This is a genomic window from Dongia sp. (assembly GCF_041909655.1).
Classification (GTDB): Bacteria; Pseudomonadota; Alphaproteobacteria; order Dongiales; family Dongiaceae; genus Dongia.
On record NZ_JAYRDA010000001.1, the window covers coordinates 654165 to 677626 of the forward strand.

General features: G+C 63.4%; 19 protein-coding genes. 11 read left to right on the forward strand and 8 right to left on the reverse strand.

What is annotated here, in order from left to right; translation table 11 throughout:
• Positions 1 to 2 precede the first annotated feature (2 nt).
• A complete protein-coding gene (locus tag ACE3PR_RS02915; RefSeq protein ID WP_374367940.1) occupies positions 3 to 881 on the forward strand; it encodes a branched-chain amino acid ABC transporter permease in 879 nt (292 codons plus the stop codon).
• Positions 881 to 1846, forward strand: a complete 966-nt coding sequence (locus ACE3PR_RS02920; RefSeq protein ID WP_374367943.1) for a branched-chain amino acid ABC transporter permease — start codon at positions 881 to 883, stop codon at positions 1844 to 1846. The genes ACE3PR_RS02915 and ACE3PR_RS02920 overlap by 1 nt, the downstream gene beginning before the upstream one ends.
• Positions 1847 to 1851: 5 nt before the next feature.
• Here ACE3PR_RS02920 and ACE3PR_RS02925 read toward each other — a convergent pair whose 3' ends face one another.
• From ACE3PR_RS02925 to ACE3PR_RS02940, 4 genes are all read right to left on the reverse strand, one after another.
• On the reverse strand, positions 1852 to 2715 hold the full coding sequence (locus tag ACE3PR_RS02925; protein ID WP_374367945.1) for an inositol monophosphatase: 864 nt from the start codon (positions 2713 to 2715) through the stop codon (positions 1852 to 1854).
• A gap of 23 nt (positions 2716 to 2738) precedes the next feature.
• On the reverse strand, positions 2739 to 3674 hold the full coding sequence (locus ACE3PR_RS02930; RefSeq protein ID WP_374367947.1) for a diacylglycerol kinase family protein: 936 nt from the start codon (positions 3672 to 3674) through the stop codon (positions 2739 to 2741).
• Positions 3675 to 3676: 2 nt separating this feature from the next.
• A complete protein-coding gene (locus ACE3PR_RS02935) occupies positions 3677 to 4294 on the reverse strand; it encodes a hypothetical protein (RefSeq protein WP_374367949.1) in 618 nt (205 codons plus the stop codon).
• Positions 4295 to 4562: 268 nt separating this feature from the next.
• Entirely contained in the window at positions 4563 to 5582 is a 1020-nt protein-coding gene (locus ACE3PR_RS02940; RefSeq protein ID WP_374367950.1) for a zinc-dependent alcohol dehydrogenase family protein, read from the reverse strand.
• Positions 5583 to 5805: 223 nt separating this feature from the next.
• On the opposite strand from ACE3PR_RS02940, the gene ACE3PR_RS02945 reads away from it, so the two are divergent.
• From ACE3PR_RS02945 to ACE3PR_RS02955, 3 genes are all read left to right on the forward strand, one after another.
• Complete coding sequence (locus ACE3PR_RS02945; RefSeq protein ID WP_374367952.1) at positions 5806 to 6723, forward strand: LysR family transcriptional regulator; 918 nt, start codon at positions 5806 to 5808, stop codon at positions 6721 to 6723.
• Positions 6724 to 6849: 126 nt separating this feature from the next.
• Positions 6850 to 8079 (forward strand): efflux RND transporter periplasmic adaptor subunit, encoded by a 1230-nt coding sequence (locus ACE3PR_RS02950; RefSeq protein ID WP_374367954.1) that lies wholly within the window; start codon positions 6850 to 6852, stop codon positions 8077 to 8079.
• A gap of 24 nt (positions 8080 to 8103) precedes the next feature.
• The gene (locus ACE3PR_RS02955) at positions 8104 to 11274 is read left to right on the forward strand and encodes an efflux RND transporter permease subunit (RefSeq protein ID WP_374367957.1); all 3171 of its coding nucleotides are present in this window, start codon (positions 8104 to 8106) and stop codon (positions 11272 to 11274) included.
• A 33-nt stretch (positions 11275 to 11307) separates the two neighbouring features.
• On the opposite strand, the gene ACE3PR_RS02960 is transcribed toward ACE3PR_RS02955, so the two are convergent.
• From ACE3PR_RS02960 to ACE3PR_RS02975, 4 genes are all read right to left on the reverse strand, one after another.
• Complete coding sequence (locus tag ACE3PR_RS02960; protein WP_374367960.1) at positions 11308 to 12006, reverse strand: endonuclease/exonuclease/phosphatase family protein; 699 nt, start codon at positions 12004 to 12006, stop codon at positions 11308 to 11310.
• A complete protein-coding gene (locus ACE3PR_RS02965) occupies positions 12003 to 14153 on the reverse strand; it encodes a VTT domain-containing protein (RefSeq protein WP_374367962.1) in 2151 nt (716 codons plus the stop codon). Before ACE3PR_RS02965 ends, ACE3PR_RS02960 begins: the two co-directional genes overlap by 4 nt.
• Before the next feature lie 108 nt (positions 14154 to 14261).
• Positions 14262 to 16037 carry an SLC13 family permease gene (locus ACE3PR_RS02970; RefSeq protein ID WP_374367964.1) on the reverse strand — a complete coding sequence of 592 codons (1776 nt, stop codon included), beginning with the start codon at positions 16035 to 16037 and terminating at the stop codon, positions 14262 to 14264.
• Between the two features lie 82 nt (positions 16038 to 16119).
• Positions 16120 to 16704 (reverse strand): helix-turn-helix domain-containing protein, encoded by a 585-nt coding sequence (locus ACE3PR_RS02975; RefSeq protein WP_374367966.1) that lies wholly within the window; start codon positions 16702 to 16704, stop codon positions 16120 to 16122.
• 194 nt (positions 16705 to 16898) lie between these two features.
• Between ACE3PR_RS02975 and ACE3PR_RS02980 the strand changes: the two genes are divergently transcribed.
• From ACE3PR_RS02980 to ACE3PR_RS03005, 6 genes are all read left to right on the forward strand, one after another.
• The gene (locus tag ACE3PR_RS02980; protein WP_374367969.1) at positions 16899 to 17318 is read left to right on the forward strand and encodes a hypothetical protein; all 420 of its coding nucleotides are present in this window, start codon (positions 16899 to 16901) and stop codon (positions 17316 to 17318) included.
• 23 nt (positions 17319 to 17341) lie between these two features.
• Positions 17342 to 19042 carry a methyl-accepting chemotaxis protein gene (locus ACE3PR_RS02985; RefSeq protein ID WP_374367971.1) on the forward strand — a complete coding sequence of 567 codons (1701 nt, stop codon included), beginning with the start codon at positions 17342 to 17344 and terminating at the stop codon, positions 19040 to 19042.
• A 385-nt stretch (positions 19043 to 19427) separates the two neighbouring features.
• Positions 19428 to 19982, forward strand: coding sequence for a hypothetical protein (locus ACE3PR_RS02990; protein WP_374367973.1), 555 nt, complete (start codon positions 19428 to 19430; stop codon positions 19980 to 19982).
• A gap of 17 nt (positions 19983 to 19999) precedes the next feature.
• A complete protein-coding gene (locus ACE3PR_RS02995; RefSeq protein WP_374367975.1) occupies positions 20000 to 20758 on the forward strand; it encodes a response regulator transcription factor in 759 nt (252 codons plus the stop codon).
• 73 nt (positions 20759 to 20831) lie between these two features.
• Positions 20832 to 22319, forward strand: coding sequence for a sensor histidine kinase (locus tag ACE3PR_RS03000; RefSeq protein ID WP_374367977.1), 1488 nt, complete (start codon positions 20832 to 20834; stop codon positions 22317 to 22319).
• A 146-nt stretch (positions 22320 to 22465) separates the two neighbouring features.
• Positions 22466 to 23458, forward strand: a complete 993-nt coding sequence (locus tag ACE3PR_RS03005; RefSeq protein ID WP_374367979.1) for a BMP family protein — start codon at positions 22466 to 22468, stop codon at positions 23456 to 23458.
• Positions 23459 to 23462 lie beyond the last annotated feature (4 nt).

Below are 23462 nucleotides of genomic sequence, written 5' to 3' on the forward strand. Positions count from 1 at the left end.
GCATGGATGTCGCCATCCAGATCCTTGCCTCGGGCCTCACCATGGGCGCCATGTATGCGATCTCGACCATCGGCCTCGCTCTGGTCTATGGCGCCCTCAACATGCTGAACATGGCCCATGGCGCGCTTTTGGCACTGGGTGGCTATGTCTGTTATTTCGCCATGGCGCATCTGGGGCTCCATCCCTTGCTGGGCCTCGTGGCCGCCATGCTGGTCTGCGGCCTGGTCGGCCTCGGCATCTTCTGCGTGGCGGCGCGGCCGATGCTGCGTGCCGAGAATTTCGAAACCCGTATCTTCATCGCCACCATCGGCATCGGCGCCATTATCGAGAATGTCGTCCTCCGGCTCTTCGGCCCGCAGCCGACGCCGCAGCCGCTCAATCTCTCCGGCGCCATCGTCATCGGCTCGGTCCATGTCCCCAATCAGAATTTGCTGATCCTGGGTCTGGCACTCTTTCTTATGGCGGCACTCGCCTTCCTGCTGCAGAAGACACGGCTTGGCCGCGCCATCCGTGCCACCGCGCAGAACCGCGAGGCCGCGCAATTGATGGGCGTCCGGGTCGGTATCGTCTATGCCCAGGTCCTGGCCTTGTCCGGTGGCCTCGCCGCGATCTCCGGCGTCATGATCTCGTCGCTCTCCAGCCTGCTCCCCAACATGGGTGGAGATCCGATGCTGAAGGCCTTCATCATCTGTGTCGTGGCCGGTCTCGGCAATGTCTATGGCGCGGTCGCCGCCGCGGTGGTCCTCGGTCTGCTGGAAGCGATCGCGCAATATGTGCTGGGCGTCCAATACAGCTTCGCCATCCTGCTGCTGCTGGTGATCGCGGTGCTGATCTGGCGGCCCTACGGATTGTTCGGCCGCCGCCAGGTGGTGCGTCTGTGATGCTGCAACGTCGCGATCTCATCACGCTTGCGATCCTCGTGGCGCTGGCGGCCCTGCTGCCGGCACTGACCGGCATGCGCTATATCATCACCCAGGCGACCCTGTTCTTCATCTGGGCCATCGTGGTCACGCAATGGAATTTGGTGCTGGGGGTGGGCGGCATCTTCTCGCTGGCCCAGATGGCGCTCTTTGCCGTCGGCGCCTATACGACAGCGATGCTCGGCTATTACTTCGCCATGCCGATGGTGCTTGCCATGCCGCTCGCCGCTTTGGCCACCGTCCTGGTGAGCACGCTGGTGGGGGCGGCCTGCCTGCGGCTGCGCGGCCCCTATGTCGCCCTGCTGACCTTGGCCGTGGCGCAGGTGCTCTATCTTCTGATCACCAATGATACCGCCTGCTTCACCAATCCGCCCTCGGGCTGCATGCCTTTCTTCGGCGGCGTGCGCGGCTTCACCCGTTTCGGCGATCTGGGTTTTCGCGAGCTCATCGGTGGTAAATGGTTCATCGCCCATTATTATGTCGGCCTTGGCTTGCTGGCCTTGGCCGTGCTCTTTTCCCTGGTGATCATCCGTGGGCCGATGGGCCTGGCCTTCCAGGCGCTCCGCGACAATCCCGGCTGCGCCATGTCGCGCGGTGTCAGCCGCTTCAAGTATCAGCTTTGGCTGTTCGCACTCTCGGCCTTCTTCACCGGCCTTGCCGGAGCCTTCTACGCCGTCCAGTTCGCGGCTGTGGGGCCCACCGTCTTCTCGATCTCGATGCTGCTCTTTCTCATGTCGATGATCGTCGTGGGCGGGATCGGCACGATCTGGGGACCACTCCTCGGTGCGCTCATCCTGATGCTGGCCGATGAGGCGATGCGCGAGATCGGCGATTGGCGCGATATCGGCCTCGGCGTGATCCTGGCCGGTTTTGTGATCTTCTTGCCCAAAGGCCTGATGGGCCTCCTCGAGCGCTTCCGGCGCTGACCGGGTCAGGCCCGATATTGCTCTTGCAGTAAAGCCACGCCCTCGGCATCGCCCAGCAGCAAGGGACGCCGCCAATTGCGCATCAAGGCCGGGCCGTCGGGCGGGGAAGCGCTGGGTTCGAAACGCTTGAAATCCTGCCAGTGACCGTCATCGAAGATTTTGATTTCGGCGCCGCTCGCGCGCAGTAAGGCTATCCCGCCGGCGACGTCCCAGATATTGGGGCGTTCGAAGCGCGCGACGCGCATCAGCCCCGCCGCCACGAAGGCGCATTCGAGCGCTGCCGAGCCGGTCTGCCGCGTATCCCAGGGAAAGTCGCCGCTGCTGCCGGCATGGGGTGATCCGGCCAGGCGCCGCTTGATGGCGGGGTTGATATTGACCAGCAACGGTTCGCCGTCAAAGCAGAGCTCGCCGCTCTCGCGGGCGTGATAGGTCCCGGCATAGAGCGCATGACTGGCCGAGCACCAGACCGCGCCGACCACCGGCACGCCGCGATAGAGCACCCCGATCGACGCGGCAAAGAGCGGAAAGCCGTTGATAAAATTCGCCGTACCGTCGATGGGATCGATCGCCCAGATGAAATCACTCTCATGCAACAGCGCGGTATCGACCTCCTCGCCGAGAATGTCGTGATCGGGGAAAGTCTTGCCGACACGCGCCCGAATCATCTGCTCGACCGCCTGATCGACCTCCGACACCGGGTCGCGCCACATGCCGCCGGCGGCGATGGCCTTGGCGAGCTTCGCCGTTCCGACTTCCTTGTAGCGGATGGTGAGCGTGCGGCCGAGCGCTGCCACGATCTCCTTCCCGGCGAGCTTGGCAAGATCCACGACGGTCGCCTCGATTTCGTGCAGCAACCTGGCATCGAGCATGTGGCTCGTTTTTCGCGAGGCGTTTAGAGACATGTGGCTGTCCTCTCGAAAGTACTGGCATCTTGCGCCAGCGGGACCAGCACCGCCAGGCGCTGTGTTGCAAATCCGATCGAGACGCGGCCCGAACGATCCATCGTCTTCGGGCTATAATCATCGATCCGCAACAATTCGCCCTGCCATTCGATGTCCACGGCACGGGCGCGGCGGATCGTGACGGGCGGCAGATCCTTGTCCGATCCCTTCGCCAGCCAGGCGCGGAAGTCGTCGCGTGCCGCCGTGGCCAGCGTGACGACATCGAACAACCCATCTCCGGAATCCGCGTCAGGCGCCAGGCGCACGCGTGAGCCGGCATGCTGTATGTTCATGATTTCCGCCATCAGCAGGTCTTCGGCGGTCGGGGCACCATCGATCCGCAGAGGCGAGGCGAGGCTGGTCGCATACGCCACATTGCGGCTCAAGGCCTCGCGGCCCAACCGCATGCTGTCGACGGCACTCACGCCCTCGCTCTTGAACTGGATGATCGTCCGCGCCAGGGGACCGATTCCAACACCTTCCACGAAACGCTGTTCGCCCCAGGGGCCTTTGGCAAGCCCGATATCGATGAACCGCGTTTCGGCATGCTTCCAGCCGGACAGGATCTCTTCCCCCGCGCCTGGTTCGATCGAGCTGAGGATGCCCAGGGATTGCGCGATGTTGTTGGCGGTGCCGAGGGGCACGATGGCGATTCTGCGGTCGGCGCGATCCGGCAATTGCGACAGGATGCGCGCCACGGTGCCGTCACCCCCGGCCAGAATAACCAGGTCCTCCGCGCCGGCGAGACAATCGGCCAGTTGCGGGTCTTTCGGCGAGCAATGCCGCGTCGGAACGCCGGCGGCGGCCAGCACCTTTATCAGCGCCTCGGCGTCGATCTTGCCGTCGCCGGCCCCTTCGTTATGAATGAGGATCGAACTCTTCATCATCGTCACAGGACCGGCATGCGCGGGTCCTGCCGCGCGCGGGCCAGTTCTTCCTCGCTCTCGGCGCGCGCTTCGTCGTCGAATTGTCGCCAGCCATTGTCGCGGAATATCTGGGCGCGCGTTTCGAGATCGACGGTATCCATGTTGTCGAAAATCTCGCGCGCAATCTCGGCGCGCTTTTCATTGCACCGGACCGAGACTAGGGTGCCGCCGCGTTTGACGCCTTCGGCATAGACATTGGCCTCCGGTGCCGCGATGCCGGAGCGGGTGAGGGTGTCCACCAACCCGCCTGCCAACCCGCCGGCGAGGGCTCCCGCGGCGGCGCCCACTGCCATCGCTCCCAGCCATCCGATGGCGGCGACGGGACCAATCCCGGGCAGGACGATCATGCCTAACCCCGCTAGCAATCCAGTGCTGCCACCCAATGCCGATCCGATCCCGGCTCCGCCCGCGGCGGCGGCGCTGACGCCGCCTTCCTTGTCGTCGGCCGCGACATAATGTTTGTCGATCTTGTTGGAGATCAGGCTGATATCGGCCGGCGGCAAGCCGGCATCTTCCAGGGCGGCTACGGCTATTGCCGCATCGTCGTAGGAATCGAACAATGCGCTGACGGTCTGGGTCATGGGGTGGCTCCTCGCAGGAAGGGCCCGGATGATGCGCATCTTTGAGCGCGTGCCGGCGTCAGCAGCCGAACTGCGCTTCTTCCCCGAAGTTCCGCCTGGCCTTGCCAGGCGACAAATCTCTCAAAAAGCCTGGAACTCTTGGCGATCACGCCCGTTTACAAGCACATGCCGTCGATTTCCCGCCCCCCAGGCGGGCACGCCTTTCCCCCAAGGGCTCGATCGATGGCCGCGGCGGTCGCACCCCACGGCCGCCGCTTCCTTTTGGGGGCTAAAGCGTCAGGGCGACGCGGCCCAGGGTCGGGTTCGCCTCGAGATGCCGGTGCGCGGCCACGAAATCCGTGAAGGGAAAGGTCCGGTCGATGATGGCGCGCAGGGCACCGCTTTCGGTCTGCTGATTGATCCAGTCGAGAGCTGGCCGCACCACTTCCTTGTTGCAGCGGATGCCAAGTTCCATCTGTCCGGTATAATCCACCAGCGAGAAGGGGGCGAATTGCAGATGCTTGCGGAACGCGGTCCAGGCCGGGAAGGCCGCCTCGTTGCCGCCATCCAGCCCATAGAGAATAAGCTTGCCGCAGGGGGCTGCGACATCGCCCAGCACCGCCATCTTGTTGCCGCCGCAGCCATCGGCGATCACCTCGACGCCCCGCGTATCGGTGAGCTTCGCGACCGTCATGGCAAGATCCTGCTCCTCGGTCAGCACCACCGCGCTGGCGCCCAGCTTCTTCAGCAAGTCTTCCTTGTTCGCAAAGCGCGTCGCGGCGATAACCTCGCCACCCAGAGCATGGGCCACTTGCACCATGGCACCGCCGATGCAGAGGCCCGATTCCGTCACCAGCACGCGCTGGCCGGGTTTCAGCCGGGCGATATGGGTAAGGGCCAGATAGGCCGATAGCATCGCGGAGAAATAGGTGGCGGCCGCGGCCGGGCCGAAATCCTCGGTCTTCTTGTAGGCGGTGAGGGCCTCGCGCGGCATCACCATCATGTCGCCATAGGCGGGATAGCGGTTGGGGGTATGCGCCTTGAAGCTCGCCACGTTCTGGCCGATCTCGAAGGCCGTCACGTCCTCGCCCAGCTCAACCACGGTGCCGGCCAGTTCCGAACCGATCCCGGCCGGCAATTGTGCCTGCTCGGCGGCCAGGTTCTGACGCCACAGCACATCTTCCCAACTGACGCCAATAGCTTCCACCTTGACCAGGATTTCTCCCTTGCCCGGACGGGGCGTAGGGACTTCCTCGCATTGCAGGACGTCCGGCGGGCCAAAGCGGTGAAAGCGGATTACGCGGGACATGATGGCAACTCTCTCATACGCCGAACGCTCTTAAAAAGGCTGTGTACAACTACCCCATATAGAAAGGTTTCTGGAAGGGCTATTCACTCCGGTCGATAGTCCCCATGCCTTACTGTGATGCAAGAATGGGAGACGATTGGGCAATATATTAAGGTTGGCACTTGCCCCCGCCATGGGCATATATACGGCACTGCAACCAAGGCAGGATTCCCGAGCCACCCGCATGAACAGAAACGATCTCAGGCGCGTCGACCTCAACCTGCTGATCGTCTTCGAGACGCTGATGCATGAGCGCAGCGTCACAAAGACCGCCGAGAAGCTGTTTCTGGGCCAGCCAGCGATCAGTGCCGCGCTGGTGCGGCTCCGTGCCCTGTTCGACGACCCGCTTTTCGTCCGCACCGGCCGGGTCATGGAACCCACCGCCCGCGCCCAGGAGATTTTCGGTTATCTCACCCCGGCGCTCGATTCCATCTCCACCGCGATCAGCACGGCCCAGCCTTTCGACGCGGCGACCGCCACCAACGTCTTCCGGGTGGGCCTTTCCGACGACGTCGAATTCGCGCTGCTGCCGCCCTTGCTGCGGCGGATCCGGTCGGAAGCGCCGGGGGTCATCCTGGTCATCCGTCGGGTCAATTATATCCTGGCCCCGGGCATGCTGGCGTCGGGCGAGATTTCCGTCGCCGTCTCCTATCTCGACGAATTGCCGGCTAATGCCAAAAGGAAGGCGGTCCGCCGGGTGAAGGCCAAATTGCTGCGCGCCGATACCAAGCCGGGACCGATCACCCTGGATGAATATTGCGCCCGGCCGCACGCCATCGTTTCCTTTGCCGGGGATCTTAATGGCTATGTCGACGACGCTTTGGCGAAGGTCGGCCGCAGCCGCAAGGTGGTCCTGGCGGTTCCCCAGTTCAACGGCCTGGGCTCGCTTCTGTCCGGCACAGATATCCTCACAACGGTGCCGGATTACACCGCCGATTACCTGGCGGCGGCGGGCGGCCTCAGGATCGAGGAACACCCCGTCGAGCTCACGGGCGGGTCCCTTTCCATGGCCTGGCGGGGGGCGCAGGACGACGATCCGGCCGAAAAATGGCTGCGCTCGCGCATCGCCATGTTCGTCGGCGACGAGACGATCTCGCGCTGATACGGGGGTTTCCGCCCCCATCATCTCCAGTGATAGTGACTTTCACTGCGTTCTATTCGCGGGTGCACAAAACTCCCGCCACATTCCCCCAATCGCAGAATCTTCCCGCAAAGCAGGAGTGGGGGCATGTCCATGCCAACAAGTCTTAAGAATATCGCCATCGGCCCCGTCGCCGTCGCACTCGCCGCTTTATTGGCCCTCAGCGCCTGTGAAAAGCCCCAGGCAGCCCAGGAATCGGCGGCACCGCCGGCGCCCAAGGTCAGCGTGGCCGAGGTGCTGCAGCACCCGATCAATGAATGGGAGGAAGTCACCGGCCGCCTCGAGGCGCCGCAATCGGTCGTCATCCGCGCGCGCGTCTCGGGCTATATCGACCAGGTGGCCTTCGAGGAAGGGGCGCTCGTCAAGAAGGGGGATCTCCTCTTTCAGATCGACCCGCGACCCTTCGCGGCCGAGGTGAAAAGGCTGCAGGCCCAGCTCGTCCGTGCCCAGGCTCAGGCCAAGCGCGCCGAGAGCGAAGCCAAGCGCGGCGAGCAATTGCGTGCCGGCAAGGTGATCGGCATCGAAGAGGCCGATGCCCGCCAGAGCACCGCCGACGAAGCCCGCGCCGCCGTCGTCGCCACCCAGGCCCAGTTGGAATCGGCCCAGCTCAATCTCGAATTCACCGAAATCCGCGCGCCGATCGACGGCCGCATGAGCCGCGCGGAATTGACCGTCGGAAACCTTGTGCGCGCCGATGACAGCCGTCTCTCCAGCATCGTCTCCACGGACGAGGTCTATGCCTATTTCGACATCGACGAGAGCGTCTACCTGAAATACACCGCGCTCACCAAAGCGGGCGAGGTGGGCGAAGCGGCGCCGGTCTATCTCGGCCTCACCAACGAGGAAGGCCATCCGCATGAAGGCCGCATGGATTTCCTCGACAACCAGGCCAATCCGGCGACCGGCACCATTCGCGGCCGTGCCGTTTTCGACAACAGTGACGGCGCCTTCACGCCGGGTCTCTATGCGCGCATCAAGCTGATCGGCAGCGCCGGTTATGTGGCCAGCCTCGTCGATGACGCGGCGATCGGCACCGATCTGGGCAAGAAGTTCGTCCTGGTGCTCGACAAGGACAACAAGGTCGCCTATCGCGCCGTCGAGATCGGCCCCAAGCAGAACGGCCTACGTGTCGTGCGCCAGGGTCTGGAGCAGGGCGACGTCATCGTCGTCAATGGTCTCCAGCGCGTCCGTCCGGGCATGGTGGTCGATCCGCAGACGGTTCAGATGGCGGATGACAAGACCCTGGCCGGCTTCGTCACCGCCGCCGGGGGCAGCAAGCTGGCTGTCCGCAAGGCGCCGCAAGCGGCTGCGAACTAAGATCTCGTCTCAGAGGGCATCGTCATGAACTTCTCGCAATTCTTCATCCAGCGGCCGATTTTCGCGGCGGTGCTCTCGCTCCTCATCCTGATCGGCGGCGCCATTTCGCTGTTCCAACTGCCGATCGGCGAATATCCGGAAGTGGTACCGCCTACGGTCGTCGTACGCGCCACCTATCCCGGTGCCAACCCGAAGGTGATCGGCGAAACCGTGGCGGCGCCGCTTGAACAGGCGATCAACGGTGTCGAGAGCATGCTCTATATGTCCTCGCAATCGACCGCTGACGGCAAGATGACGCTGACCGTCACCTTCGCGCTGGGCACCGATCTCGACATCGCCCAGGTCCAGGTGCAGAATCGCGTTACCCGTACCCTGCCCAAGCTGCCGGAGGAAGTGCAGCGTCTCGGCGTCACCACTGATAAGTCCTCGCCGGATCTGACCATGGTGGTGCATCTGACTTCGCCGGACGAGCGTTACGACATGCTCTATCTGACGAATTATGCGCTCATCAATGTGAAGGATGAACTCGCGCGCCTCAACGGCGTCGGCGATGTGCAATTGTTCGGCCTCGGCGATTATTCGCTGCGCGTCTGGCTCGATCCCAACAAGGTCGCAAGCCGCGGCCTCACCGCGACCGATGTGGTGGCGGCGATTCGCGAACAGAACCGCCAGGTGGCCGCTGGCTCCCTCGGCGCACCGCCGGCCCCCGGTGATTCCTCGTTCCAGCTTTCCATCAACACCCAGGGCCGCCTTGTCACCGAGGACGAATTCGCCAACGTCATCATCCATGTCGGCGAGAACGGCGAAATCACGCGCCTTCGGGATATCGCACGGGTGGAACTTGGTTCCAGCCAGTATGCCCTGCGCTCGCTCCTCAACAACCAGCCGGCCGTGGCGATTCCGATCTTCCAGCGCCCGGGCTCCAATGCCATCGCCACCTCGGATGCCGTGCGCGCCAAGATGGCCGAGTTGAAGCAGGCCTTCCCGGAGGGCATCGATTATTCCATCGTCTACGATCCCACGGTTTTCGTGCGTGGTTCGATCGAGGCGGTCGTTCATACCCTGTTCGAGGCGATCGTCCTGGTCGTCCTGGTGGTGATCCTGTTCCTGCAGACCTGGCGCGCCTCGATCATCCCGCTGGTGGCCGTGCCGGTCTCGCTGATCGGCACCTTCGCGGTGATGCATTTCTTCGGCTTCTCGCTGAATGCCCTCTCGCTCTTCGGCCTGGTGCTGGCGATCGGCATCGTCGTCGATGACGCCATCGTCGTCGTCGAGAATGTCGAGCGCAACATCGCGCTGGGCTTGAAGCCCGTCGATGCCACCAAGCGCGCCATGCGCGAGGTGACCGGCCCGATCATCGCCACCGCTTTGGTGCTCTGCGCGGTCTTCGTGCCGACCGCTTTCATTTCGGGCCTCACCGGCCAGTTTTATCGCCAGTTCGCGCTCACCATCGCGATCTCGACGGTGATCTCGGCCTTCAACTCGCTCACTTTGTCGCCGGCCTTGGCCGCCTATCTTCTCAAAGATCATCACGCGCCCAAGGATTGGTTCTCGCGGCTGCTCGACGGGCTGTTCGGCTTCTGGCTGTTCCGCCCCTTCAACCGGTTTTTCGACAAGGCGAGCCACGGTTATGTGGGGGCGGTGCGGCGCATCCTGCGCATGAGCGCGGTGGCACTTTTGGTCTATCTGGGCCTCGTGGGGCTCGGCTATTGGGGCTTCGCGACCACGCCGACAGGTTTCGTTCCGCAGCAGGATAAGCAATATCTGGTGGCCTTCGCTCAGCTTCCCGATGCCGCCACCCTTGACCGCACGGAATCCGTGATCCGTGACATGTCGGCGCGTGCTTTGGCCCATCCCGGCGTCGAAAGCACCGTTGCCTTCCCGGGTCTCTCCATCAACGGCTTCACCAATTCGCCCAATAGCGGCATCGTCTTCGTGACGTTGAAGCCGTTCGAGGAACGGCAGGACCCGTCGCTCTCGGCCGGTGGTGTTGCCGGGGCGCTCAACGGCGAGTTCGCCGCCATCCAGGAAGCCTTCGTCGCCATCTTCCCGCCGCCCCCCGTCATGGGCCTCGGCACGATCGGCGGCTTCCGCCTGCAGATCCAGGATCGCGGTGGCCTCGGCTTCGAGGAACTCTACAAGGTTACTCAGAACGTGCTGGCCAAGAGCCGCGAAGTGCCGGAGCTTGCCGGTCTCTTCTCCAGCTATCAGGTCAACGTCCCGCAGATCGATGCCGATATCGACCGCGAGAAGGCTAAGACCCATGGCGTCGAGATCAGCGACATCTTCGATACGCTCCAGGCCTATCTCGGCTCGTTCTATGTCAACGACTTCAACCGCTTCGGCCGCACCTATCAGGTGAACGTCCAGGCCGATCAGCAATTCCGCCTGGAATCCGACCAGATCGGCCAGTTGAAAGTGCGCAACGCGGCGGGTGATATGGTACCGCTCTCGACCTTCGTGAAGGTCAAGGACAGTTCCGGCCCCGACCGCGTCTCGCATTACAACGGCTATGTCACGGCCGAGATCAATGGCGGCGCCGCACCCGGCTATTCCTCCGGTCAGGCGGAAGAGGCGATCACAAGGCTCCTGCAACAGGAATTGCCGAACGGCATGAGCTTCGAATGGACCGAGCTTACCTATCAGCAGATCCTCGCCGGCAATACCGCCATCTTCGTGTTCCCGCTCTGCGTGCTCCTCGCCTTCCTGGTGCTGGCCGCGCAATATGAAAGCTGGAGCCTGCCGCTGGCGGTGATCCTGATCGTGCCGATGACGCTGCTCTCCGCCATCGCGGGTGTCATCTATGCCGGCAGCGACAACAACATCTTCACCCAGATCGGCTTGATCGTGCTGGTGGGATTGGCCTGCAAGAACGCCATTCTGATTGTTGAATTCGCCAAGGACAAACAGCAGGAAGGCATGACGCGCCTCGATGCGGTGCTCGAAGCCTGCCGCCTGCGCTTGCGGCCGATCCTGATGACCTCGATCGCCTTCGTGGCCGGTGTCGTCCCGCTGGTTCTGTCGACCGGTGCGGGCGCCGAGATGCGCCATGCCATGGGTGTGGCGGTCTTCTCCGGGATGCTCGGCGTCACCTTCTTCGGCCTGCTGCTGACACCGGTCTTCTACCTGGTGATCCGCGCCATCGTCGAAGGCCGCCGGCCGAAAGAGAATCTGGTCGCGCACCCGGCGGAGTAACGCATTCCCTCTCCTCCACGCGGGGAGAGGGAGCTATGCCATTTCTGTCATCGAAAAATCCGCCAGCACCGGCAGATGATCGGATGATTGCCGACCGGCGGGATCGAGCCACCAGCCGATTGCCGCTTCCGCCGGCCGCCAATAAAGGCCGTCGAGCTCCAGCACGGGATAACGCGCGGGAAAGGTCTTGAGATTAGAGCGGCCGGGAAGGAGTGGGCGCATCGCCCGACGCAGCAGCCGGTGCCAATCGTTGAAATCCCCCATCAGGATCACGCGGCCTTCGAGGCGCGCGATGATGTCGACCAGCCGCGCCACCTGCTGCTGGCACTCCGCATAGCCGAGGCCGAGATGCGTGGCGATGACGGTAAGGGCACCATCGGGCAAGCCCACATTGGCCTCGATGGCAAAGCGCGGTTCGCGCCGGTTGACCGACAGATCGTGCAGCATGGTGGTGCGCATCGGCCAGCGGCTCATCAGCACATGGCCGTAATGACCGTCCGGGGCGACGATGGTGCGCGCCTCGGCCGCATGATGGCCCAGCGCCGTCTTCAGCGTTTCCAGCGGCAAGGCATGGCTGCGCCCGCGGGAATCCACTTCCTGCAGCGCGATGATATCCGGCTCGTGCTGGCGGATGAGGTTGATGACACGGTCGAGATCGTATTTCCGGTCCGGCCCGATGCCGGCATGGATATTCCAGGTCAGCACGCGGAAACGGTCGTTCCAGCGCGTCACGAAGAATTCTTCCGGATGGCCGAAATGCCCATCTGCAGCAGCAAGGACAATCCCACCGACAGCATCAGAAGGAGGGCGAGGAGGCCGATCCCGCCAGGGCTGGGATCCCGGATCACGTCGATCACCTGCTGGCCGACCAGGCCCATGATGGCAAAGCCCGGCAGCAGACCGAGGAAAGTGCCGATCGTGTAATCGATGGGCGATACACGCAGCGCGCCGGAGACCAGATTGACCAGGGTATAGGGGGCGACCGGTAGCAGGCGGATGATGGTCACCGCCAGGATGCCGCGTTCGGTGAGCTTCTCGGAAACACGGTTGAGGCGCGGTCCCAGAAAGCGGCGCAGCAGGGGATGCCCTACCCAGCGGCCGATGCAATAGGTCGCCAGCGCGCTGCTCATGGCACCCAATGCGGCATAGCCGAGGCCCGGCCAGATGCCGTAGATCGCCGTTGTGGCGACGATGAGGACCACGATGGGGAAGGCGATGAAGCCGGCCAGCACGAACACCGTGACGACCGCCATCAGGTTCCAGGCATTGCCGCGCGTCGCGATCCAGGTCTCGATCTCGGCGATACCCTGATCTTCCACCAAAGGCGACCAGGCCCAGGCGGCGGAAAGGCAGGTAAGGCCGATCAGCAGGGTCGCGCAGAAGACCAGGGTTGAATGTTGCGCCAGCCAGGTTGAAGCCGTCTGCATATGCTTCCTGACCGGCGGCAGCAAGGCGGGCAGCGGCTGTGCCGGGTCCGCCACGGCGAGCATGATCGGCAGGGTCGATTGCTTCTCGTCATCCTGGCGATCGATCTCCATCAGTTTTCCGGAGTCACGGGTGAGGGCTCGCATCGCCGCGACGATCGATCCATGCTTCTTTTGCGCAATCGTGAAAGCCTCCTGCGTCACGCCGCAATGTTCAGCCAGCAGGTTGTTGCGGATGCGCGCGATGGCGGCCGCATTGTCTGCATCTTCCGAGATCATGACGACGTCGCATTCGGTATCCGTCCCCATCGAGCGGTTGCACAGATTAGCCGAGCCGATACGGAGGTAACGGTCATCCACGATCATGACCTTGGAATGGATCGATATATCGATCGGCTCGCGGCCGTCGATGGCGCGCGGTGCCGCGACGATGCAGCGATCGCGTGCGCCGGCCTGTTCCAGGATGTCGACGAATTGCGCGCGGCCGGCCAGCATGGCCTGACGCTCGAACTGGCCGTGATAGCTCAGTGGACAGATCAGCACGGCCTCGAAATCCGGATCGGCGCGCAGCCGCCCGGCGATGGCTTCGGCCACTGGTAGATAAGTCAGATACTGGCTCTCTATGTATAAGGTCTTTTCCGCGGCCCCGATCATGTCCAGGAACAGGCGCTCGGCTTCCCGGATGCCGGGATCATCCGCCGTTTCCGCAGGCTCCGTGCGGGCGATCCCCACTTTGACGTGCGCCAGATCCGTCGCGACATCCGCCGGCCAGGGTGCCGCCGGGCCACGCGCGGCTTCCGGCTGCTCGCAGGTTGCCGCCTGCCAGCGCTTGCGCACGAGGTCGGCGAGTTCGCCGGCGGCCGGCCCGTCCAGCATCATCTGTACGTCATGGAAGGGGGCATAGGGTTTGCCGGCGGGATCGACGCGGAAGAAATGTTCGCTCACATGCCGCGAGTCATCCCAGCGACGGATGGTGAGGTCGAGACCGCCCACGAAGGCGAGGCTGTCATCGATCGTCACGATCTTCTGGTGATGCGATGATCCGCTGGGCACGGAATCGTCGAGGCAGAGGTCGATCTGCGGTGGCCGCTTCCAGCGCAAAGCAAGGGTCGGCAGGGGCTCGCGCTCTGTTGCGAAGAAGACCGAATAATCCCACAGCAGGATGCGGATGGTGAGCCAGGGCTTGGCCGCGGCGAGGGCATCCAGGAAATCGCCCAATGCGACCGGCAACCCATCTTGCGCCTCTCCTTCCGGCCCGACCAGTGGCGTGCGGCTGTCGACATCCCAGCCCACGATCTGGATCGACGTTTTGGCTTCCAGCATGGCTGCGCGCAACGCGCCGAAATAGCTGGCGGCGTCGATCAGGACGGCCACGCGCGCCGCTTCGCTTTCGCGCCAGACATTCTCGCCCGAGCGCAGCATCAGGTCAGTCGATTTTTCAAGCAGCGTATCCATGGCTGGCGGCATTCCCATCGGGAGGTTCCCCCGATGAAACGCCCGGCGCTGCCAAGAGTGCCCCCGACGGCGCCTGGAACTGGAAGCCGGTCGCCGGTGTTGTGCCTCTTAGACCGGCCAGACCATCAGCAGCGCAGGCACAGCCGCGGCAATCACCAGCAGCGAGAGGGGAATGCCCAGGCGCGGATAATCGGCGAAGCGATAGCCCCCGGGTCCCATTACCAGCGTGTTGCATTGATGCCCGATGGGGGTGAGGAAATCGCAGCCCGCGCCGATCGCCACCGCCATCAGAAACGCATCCGGCTTGTAGCCGAGGCTCGCCGAGAAACTCGCGGCGATGGGCGCCATCACCAGAACCGTCGCGGCATTGTTGAGGAAGGGTGTCACCAGCATGGCGACACCCAGCATCAGTGTGAGCGCCCCATAGGCCGGAAGATCGGCCGCCACGGCGGAAAGCCAGGCGGCGATGAGGTCGGTGCCGCCCGTGCTCTGCAGCGCGCTGCTCACCGGAATAAGGGCCGCCAGCATCAGGATGATCGGCCATTCCACCACTTCATAGACCTGACGCAGGGAAATCGCGCGGACGATCACCATGAGGACGGCGGCCCCGAAGAAGGCCAACGCCACCGGCACGATGCCGAGCGCGGTCGACGCCATGGCGGCGATCAGAATGATGAAGGGGAACAGCGCCCGCCGCCCCTTGCCGAGATAAATTTGCCGCTCCGCCAATGGCAGGCAGTCGAGCGCGCGCAGCCTCTCCGGCAATTGTTTGGCATTCCCCTGCAGCACCAGCACATCGCCCAATTGCAACTCGATCGTACCCAGGCGCTCGGTCAGTCGCTCGCCGGTGCGGCTCAGCGCCAGCAGATTGATGTCGTAGCGCTCGAACAAGGCGGAAGCCTGCGCCGACATGCCGATCAGCGGGGAATTGGCGCCGATCACCGCTTCGATGCTCAATACTTCCGCCTGCGGTTCCTTGGCCTCGGGCATGCGATGGCCGGATTCCAACTGCAGCTTGCCCAGCGAGACCACACGCTCCAGCGCATGGTGATCACCCTCCAGGATCACCGTGTCGCCGAGCTTCAAAACAGCGTCGGGCAATGGAGAGACACGCCGCTCGTCCGGCTGCAGAATGGCGATGATCTTGATCTCGCCATCGGCCAGGGCCTTCAAGTCAGAGAGGGTCTTGCCGAGCAGTGTCGATTTTTCCGTAACCTCGGCTTCGGTGACGTAATTTTTGATATCCACCGCCTGGTCTAGCCCCTCGGTGGTGCGCTTGCGCTCCGGCACCAGCCGATTGCCGACCATCAGGAACAGGATTCCGATCACGGCCAGCACCACGCCAACGGGCGTGAAATCGAACATGGTGAAGGGTTCGCCCGTCATTTCCGCCCGCACCCGCGAGACAATCACATTGGGCGAGGTCCCGATCTGCGTCATGAGACCGCCCAGGAGAGCGCCGAAGGACATCGGCATCAGGAAGCGCGACGGGCTCACGCCGGATTTTTTCGCCATCTGGAAGGCGATCGGGATGAGGATGGCGAGCGCGCCGATATTCTTGATAAAGGCGGAAAGCACCGTCACCGTGGCGACCAGCACCAGCATCTGCATCTGCACCGAACTCAAATAGGGCGAGATGCGGCGCATGATGGATTCGAAAATGCCGGTCTGGGCGATGGCGCTCGAGACCACCAGCGCCGAGGCAACAATGATGACGATGTCGTCGCTGAATCCGTTGAACGCATCCTCGGGTTTGACGATGCCGCTGACCACCGCTGCCAGCAAAGCGAGACAGGCGACAATGTCATAGCGCGGCCGACCCCAGACGAAGAGCGTCATCATGCCGATGATGATGGCGAAGGCCAGGCCCTGGTCGATACTCATGCTGTCTGCTGCTCCGCCATAAAGGGGCCCGGATGGGGCGACCCGGAACAGAATATCAGCTTGTTGGTTCCCCCGCGCGCTCTCAGTCGAGTGGCGTTACCAGATCATAGCGGCGTCGCAGGGCGGTGTAGTCGCGGTCGTCCAGGAACTGGATTTGATGGAACATAACGATGGCGCCGTCGAAAGGGATCGGTGTCGTTACCGTATCGAAGGTGCAAGGGCGGCCGTCGCTATAGACGCCGCGCGCGATCAGCCGATAGGAACCGGGCGCCCCCAGGAAGAAGCCCCTTTCGGTAAGGATCCGGATCGCCTGTTCCATTTCCGCGGTTGCGTGATCCTTGAGAGCCAGCCCGCGCAAAGCGGTGACGCTGGCCCCATTGAGTTCAGCCAGGCGTGGCGAAACGGCGATAAGGGTCCAATCCCGCGCGATCAATGCCATGACGAAAGGCGAATGCGCGATGATCTCTTCCGCCGTGCGCCAGGTCTTCATGTCATCCAGAAACAGCGACAGCTTCCGGCGCATCGCGGCATTCGGCTCCTGCGCACCGATTTCCCAGCGCGAAATGGTCGCCTGGGTGACGCCCAATCTCTTGCCAAGCTCGGCTTGTGACAATCCGGCTTGCGCGCGTGCCGCGACGATATCGGCCCCGCTGATCCCGCGCCGCATCGCGTGTTCCTGAATTCTGACTGGATTATGCGTTTCATACGCGGCCGCTTAAACGCGGCTTAAGCGGCGCCCATCATATTGGGGGTTGTAGGTACATATTCTTCCCCTCGCGCCGAATCCAAGAATCTTACGGATCATTTTCCTATGATTTGGTCAAATTGCAACCTGAAACGGGCTTCTGGAGGCCTGTGGTCATGACGCCGGACGAACCTTGTCACTCGCCGCTCGCCGACGTGACGTTACCCGTGGCGCAGATTGTTCCGCCGGCCATTTTGCAATTGAAACGACTTACGCGCGACCTCCGCCACTATGTCGGCGCGTTTCAGGAATTGCTGCGCGAGGCGATGGCCCAGGAAGACCGGCCCAGCCGCGAAGCCTTTCTGGCGCTTCGTGCCAGTATCGAGCGCATGCGCCACGAGATGATCGCCTCGGGCGAGATCGCGCGCGCCTCGGTGGCGGCCATCGCGCGCCAGGATCCGACCGAATTGCTGGCCTTGCGCGACCAACTGACCGGTTATCTGGCCGCTCTTAATCCCGACGCAACATCACCCAATCAGCACGCAACTTCCGTGGCCACAGGTGGGGATGCCGGCCCGGATCAACCAAATCGGTAACGGCGCAGGAGGAGGCGCCAGCCATGATCAATCTGAGCAATTGGAGAATCCGTTCCAAACTGCTGCTTCTGGTAACGGTGATGGCGGTTATTATCGCTACCGTCGCCGGCGTCGGTATCTTCTATCTCAGGAGTTCCGCCGACGGCCTCAACCTCGTCACCATCAGTGCCGGCGAGGGATTGACCAGCGCCCGCATGAACCAGAACGTCATCGCGCTCAACCGCGTCGAGTACAATCTCGCCGCCGAACCCGACAGCCTTGAACAGCGCGAAGTGCGGTTCAAGGAAGAAAAGGCCACGTTCGAGGAGCGCATGCAGATTCTGCGCAGCACGGCAGGCGAGCTGCGCAGCGCGAAACTGGACGAAGTGCAGCGGCTCTTCGACATCTACACGGCCAAAGTTGAGGCCAGCTTCAACATCGCCCGGCAGACCGCCAGCGCCGTCACGTTGTCCGATGCCCAGCGCGCCATCGTCGATGCGGTCGCTGAAAGCCGGCAACATGCCGACGCATTGCAGAAGGCCGTGCGCGCCTATTCCGAATTGGTCGACCAGCAGGGTAAGGATACCACCGATACCGCCGTCACCAATGCCGACTTTGCCCAGATGTTGATGATCATTGTGGCCGTGGCTGGTGTCGTCGGCGGTGTTGCCTTCGGCTATCTGCTCGCGACTTTGGGCATCAGCAAGCCGCTCGCAGTCTCGATCGACAGCCTTAACCGCCTCTCGCAGGGGGATCTTACGATTGAAATTACCGGCAAGGAGCGGCGTGACGAAATCGGCGACATCGCCGGCGCCCTGCAGGTATTCAAGGACACCGCAACGGCGGCCGAGGAGATGCGCGCCCAGCAGGCGGAGGAGCAACTGGCCAAGGAGCGCCGCCAGGCGGTGATCGACGGCCTCATCAAAACCTTCGACGATGCGATGTCCAGCGAGTTGTCGCAATTGACGGCGGCTTCCACCGAATTGCAGGCGACGGCACAGAGCATGTCGTCGACCGCCGAGGAAACCAGCCGTCAGGCGACGGCGGTGGCGGCGGCTTCGGAACAGGCTTCCGCCAACGTGCAGACGGTGGCCTCCGCCGCCGACGAACTCGCTGCCTCCGTGGCCGAGATCAGCCGCCAGGTCGAACAATCGACCCAGGTCGCAAGCCAGGCGGTGACCGATGCAGAACGCACCGATGCCGCGGTGAGGCTACTGGCCGAAACCGCGCAGCGGATCGGTGCGGTGGTGGGTCTCATCAATGACATCGCCTCGCAGACCAACCTGCTGGCGCTCAACGCCACGATCGAAGCGGCGCGGGCGGGCGAAGCGGGCAAGGGCTTTGCCGTCGTGGCCTCCGAGGTGAAGAACCTCGCCACCCAGACCGCCAAGGCGACCGAGGATATCAGCGCCCAGATCACCGGCATGCAGAGCAGCACGGAGGAGGCCGTCTCCGCGATCAAGGGCATCACCAATATCATCGGCCAGATCAACGAGATCACGACCACCATCGCCTCGGCCGTGCAGGAGCAGGGTGCTGCGACCCAGGAAATCGCCCGCAACGTGCAGCAGGCGGCTCAAGGCACCCAGGATGTCTCCGCCAATATCGGTGGCGTCACCCAGGCCGCGGGCGAAACCGGCGCCGCCTCGACCCAGGTTCTGGGCACGGCCAATACCTTGTCGCGCCAGTCTGAAACCCTGCGCAGCTCGGTCAACGAATTCCTCCACGGGGTTCGTTCGGCGTGAGGAAGGGCCGGCGGGCTGGCCGGCACTGTTATTCTTCCCATGTCCAATAAGGGGCGCCGTCTTGCGGCGCCCCTTTTCATTAATTTTAATATCGAGGCGCCGCCTTGGCGCCCGATGTGAGTTAAAATTTTTTTGAGCCCGGCGGGAACTCAAAGGGACCGCGCTCATTCTACAGTTGCTCCCAGCGTGGCTGCGTGATCACTATCTTGATCTTGTCGGGCCGGGGCGGGTCGGGTATCAGCGGCATCGCTTCGGTTGGGATCAAAAGCAGGTCGCTTAGGGCATCAGTATGAATTCTCGCGTTTTTTCGCAGCTAGCTAACGGAATTGTTGCGGCTTTGCTCCTTTCTGCCTGTGCTCAGACCGGTCAGGATCGCCCGAAGACGGTGGCGCCGCCGCCGCCGGCAATCGTTGAAACCACTCCGCCACCCCAACCGGTCCTGCCGATTTTGAAACCCGGAACCAAGAAGCGCGCCCCTGCCAAGCCACGGCTCGATCTCGAGGCGGTGGATGCCGCTGCCGCGGCCGCCGCGGCGGAAAGCAGCAGCACCGCGTCGCCTGGCGCCACCCTGCCGGATCCAGGCCAGGATCCGGTTGGTTCGGCGACCGGCACAGAGGGTATCGGCGCGACGGTCCCGCCCGCTTATGTTCCGGCCCCGCCCGAGCCCGAAGAACCCGCCTCGCCCGACGAATTGCGCGGCCAGACCGAGATCCAGGTGATGAATGTCCTGGGCTCGCCGGTTTCCACCCGCGCGGAAGGCACCGGCACGATCTGGAGCTATCGGCTCGATGGCTGCCGTCTTGATGTCTACTTCTTCCTTGATGTCGCCGACAATCAACGCCGCGCCCTGAGCTATGAACTCACTGCTGCCAATAGATTCGAACCGCTGGCCGACCAGCGCTGCTATCTGGCGCTCAAAAACGCCTCCGCCTCGCGCTAGAGAACGAAAGGGATTAGATGACCGAAGCCACCCGCATTGTCGTGGTTGATGACGATGACTTGTTTCGCCCGATGCTGGTCGGCAATCTGACCGAGGCAGGTTTCGCCGTGCGCGAATATCCGGCGCCCGATCTGGCGCTGGAAGCCCTCAGCGCCGACAGCGTGTTGCCTGACAGCAATCTTGATCTCCTGATCCTCGACTGGAAAATGCCCGGCCTTACCGGCCTCGAATTGCTGCAGCGCCTGCGCCAGATCGGCTTGATGACGCCTGCCATCTTTCTCACCTCGCTCGACGACGTGATTTACGAGGAAGCGGCCTTGAAGGCCGGCGCCATCGATTTCGTCGGCAAGACCCGCAGCTTTGCCATCCTGCAGCGGCGCATCGAGCTGGCCTTGAGCCGCAGCGAAAGCCAGGAAGGCGACGACGCGGCCAAGGAACCCGCCGACGGCATCATGCAGGTGGGACCGCTCACCCTCGATGCGGGCTCGCATGCCATCACCTGGCAGAACCAGCCGGTCAGCCTGACTTTGGGCGAGTTCAAATCGGTGGCGCTGATGGTGCGCGCCGGGCGCGATGTCAGCTACCGCGAAATCTACGACGCCCTGCGCGGCGAGAATTTCGCGGCGGGGCAGGGGCCCGATGGCTACCGCGCCAATGTCCGTGCGCTCATCAAGCGCGTGCGGCAGAAATTCATCGCGGTCGATCCGGGTTTCGACGCGATCGAGAATTTTCCGGGCTTCGGCTATCGCTGGCGCAGTGCGGAAAAGGATTCTTGAGCTTATTGGGGCGTTGGACTGCAACGCTGTGGCGCGTGATCGCTCGAAGATGCGCGCCGGTTAGGGGTGGGGGATGTTGAAGACGCTGGTGGGGTCGGTCCTCGTCAAGCTGGTGCTGATCGGCCTGGTCTTCTTGACGGTGCCGATGATGCTCTATGGCCGCTTTGCCGCCGTCGACGAAGAACGGCAGCAATTGCTGCTCTCCAATTTGCAGAACCAGGGCCACCTGCTGGCGCAGAGCCTCGAGCTGGCCTTGCGCGCCGAAGGACCCAGGGCGCCGGTCGCTGCCGCCGGCTGGGTCGCCAAGCTCGGCACCTCGTCGCTGCGTATCAAATTGCTGCTGCGCCCGGCGGGCGAGCAGCAGAGCTTCTATTACGTCGCCGCCTTTCCCGCGATCGATGCCGCCTATCTCGATGCCGAGCGACAGGCACTCTTGAACGCCGGGCTCTTGAGCAAGGTAGAGGAAAGCTGCGCCGGCAACCGGTCGCTGAGCCAGACCTTCACCGGTCCCACCGGCACCATCGAGATCCTGACCTCGATCTCGCCCTTCCATACCGAGGTGGGTTGCTGGGCGGTGATCACGGCCTATGCCGAAAGCGATCCCGCGGGTGCCACCTTGTCGCGCCCCTTCGCCTCGGCACCGGAAGTGCGCTGGGCCGGCGTTTTCTACGGCGTCATGGCCCTGTTGATCCTTGCCGTCGCTGTCTCGGTGACCCTGGGGCTGCGCCGCTTTGCCCGATTGGCGCGTCTCATCCGGCGTCTCCCCGGCCGCCGTCAGATCAGCTTTGCCCAGGCGACCCCGGTCCCGGAACTCAAACCCGTCGCGGTCGAGTTCGACAGTCTTGTAACCACCCTGGAAACTTCGGCGCGCTCGATCCGCGAGGCCGCCGAGGAAAACGCCCATGCCTTGAAGGCGCCCATCGCCGCCATGGCGCAGGCGGTCGAACCGGTCCGGCGCATGGCGGCTGCGACGGGCGATCCCCAGGGCAAGCGCGCGGTCGAGACAATTGAACGCGCGCTCGAGCGGCTCGAAGATCTGGTCGCATCCGCGCGGCGCATCGACGAGGCGATCGCCGAAATGATCGACGCGCCCTCGGCGCCGATCAAGCTCTCCGATATGGTGGCGAATACCGGCCGTGCTTTCGCCGAAGCTCACGGCAACAACGTCAAGATCGTCACCGATATCGAGCCCGGCATCAAGGTGGCGGCTAGTGAAGAGGCGCTGGAAACCGCGATCGAGAATCTGGTCGACAACGCGGTGAGCTTTGCGCCGGCTGGCTCGACGGTGCGTCTCGAATTGAAGCAGGGCGGCGGCCGCGCCAAGCTCTCTGTGATCGATCAGGGGCCGGGCGTTCCGGTCGATCTCCTGCCCGCCATTTTCGAGCGCCACGTCTCGCACCGCCCGCAGGGAAATGGCGCCGGTGCCGCCGGCGGTCCGCATTTCGGCTTGGGGCTGGCCATCGTCCGCCGGAACATCGAGCTGATGGGCGGCCGCGTCGCCGCCCGCAACCGCCCCGAAGGTGGCTTCGAGGTAACGATCTCGCTACCGATGGGCAATTAACGGCTAACGGCCGCATTTTCATTGATTCCTGTCCAAAGGGTCAGCATTATTCCCGCAACCACGCTGGCATTGCACCAGCCGCCGGCGCGGGCTTGGATACAGGGAATGCAATCGGCCGAAAAAGGCCCAGACGCGGGAGACGCGAAATGACCAAGAAGATGTTGTCCGCCGCCACGGCGGTGGCGCTGCTGTTTGCGGCAGGTACAGCCATGGCCGAACCCGCCGTCGTCTATGACGCTGGCGGCAAGTTCGACAAATCCTTCAACGAGGCGGCCTATAACGGCATCGAGAAGTACAAGGCCGATAGCGGCGATTCCTATGCCGAATTCGAGGTGCAGACCGATGCGCAGCGCGAACAGGCCTTCCGCCGCATGGCGCAGCGCGGCGCCGATCCGGTGATCGGCATCGGCTTCAGCCAGGCGCCGGCACTCGAGAAGGTCGCCAAGGAATTCCCCGATCGCCATTTTGCGATCATCGACATGGTGGTCGATCTCCCCAACGTGCAATCGATCGTGTTCAAGGAACATGAAGGCTCGTTCCTGGTCGGCATGCTGGCGGCGATGGCCAGCAAATCCGCCAAGGTCGGCTTCGTCGGCGGCATGGACATTCCGCTGATCCGCCGCTTTGCCTGCGGCTATGCCCAGGGTGCCAAATACGCCAATCCGGATGTCGCCGTGACCGAGAACATGACCGGCACCACGCCCGCCGCCTGGAACGATCCCACCAAGGGGGCCGAGCTTGCCAAGGGCCAGTTCGATGCCGGCGTCGACGTGATCTTCGCCGCGGCCGGCGGTACCGGTTCGGGCGTCTATCAGGCGGCCAAGGATGCCGGCAAGTTCGCGATCGGCGTCGACAGCAACCAGAACCATCTCCACCCCGGCACCATGCTGACCTCGATGCTCAAGCGCGTCGATGTCGCCGTTTATGATTCGGCGATGGCCGCGAAGGAAGGCAAGTGGAATGCCGGCGTCACGGAATTGGGCCTCGCCCAGGATGGCGTGGGCTGGGCGCTGGACGAGCACAACGCCTCGCTCATCACCGACGACATGAAGGCCAAGGTCGAGGCCGCGAAGGCCGACATCATCTCCGGCAAGATCAAGGTCCATGATTACATGGCCGACAATTCCTGCCAGCTCTAAGCTA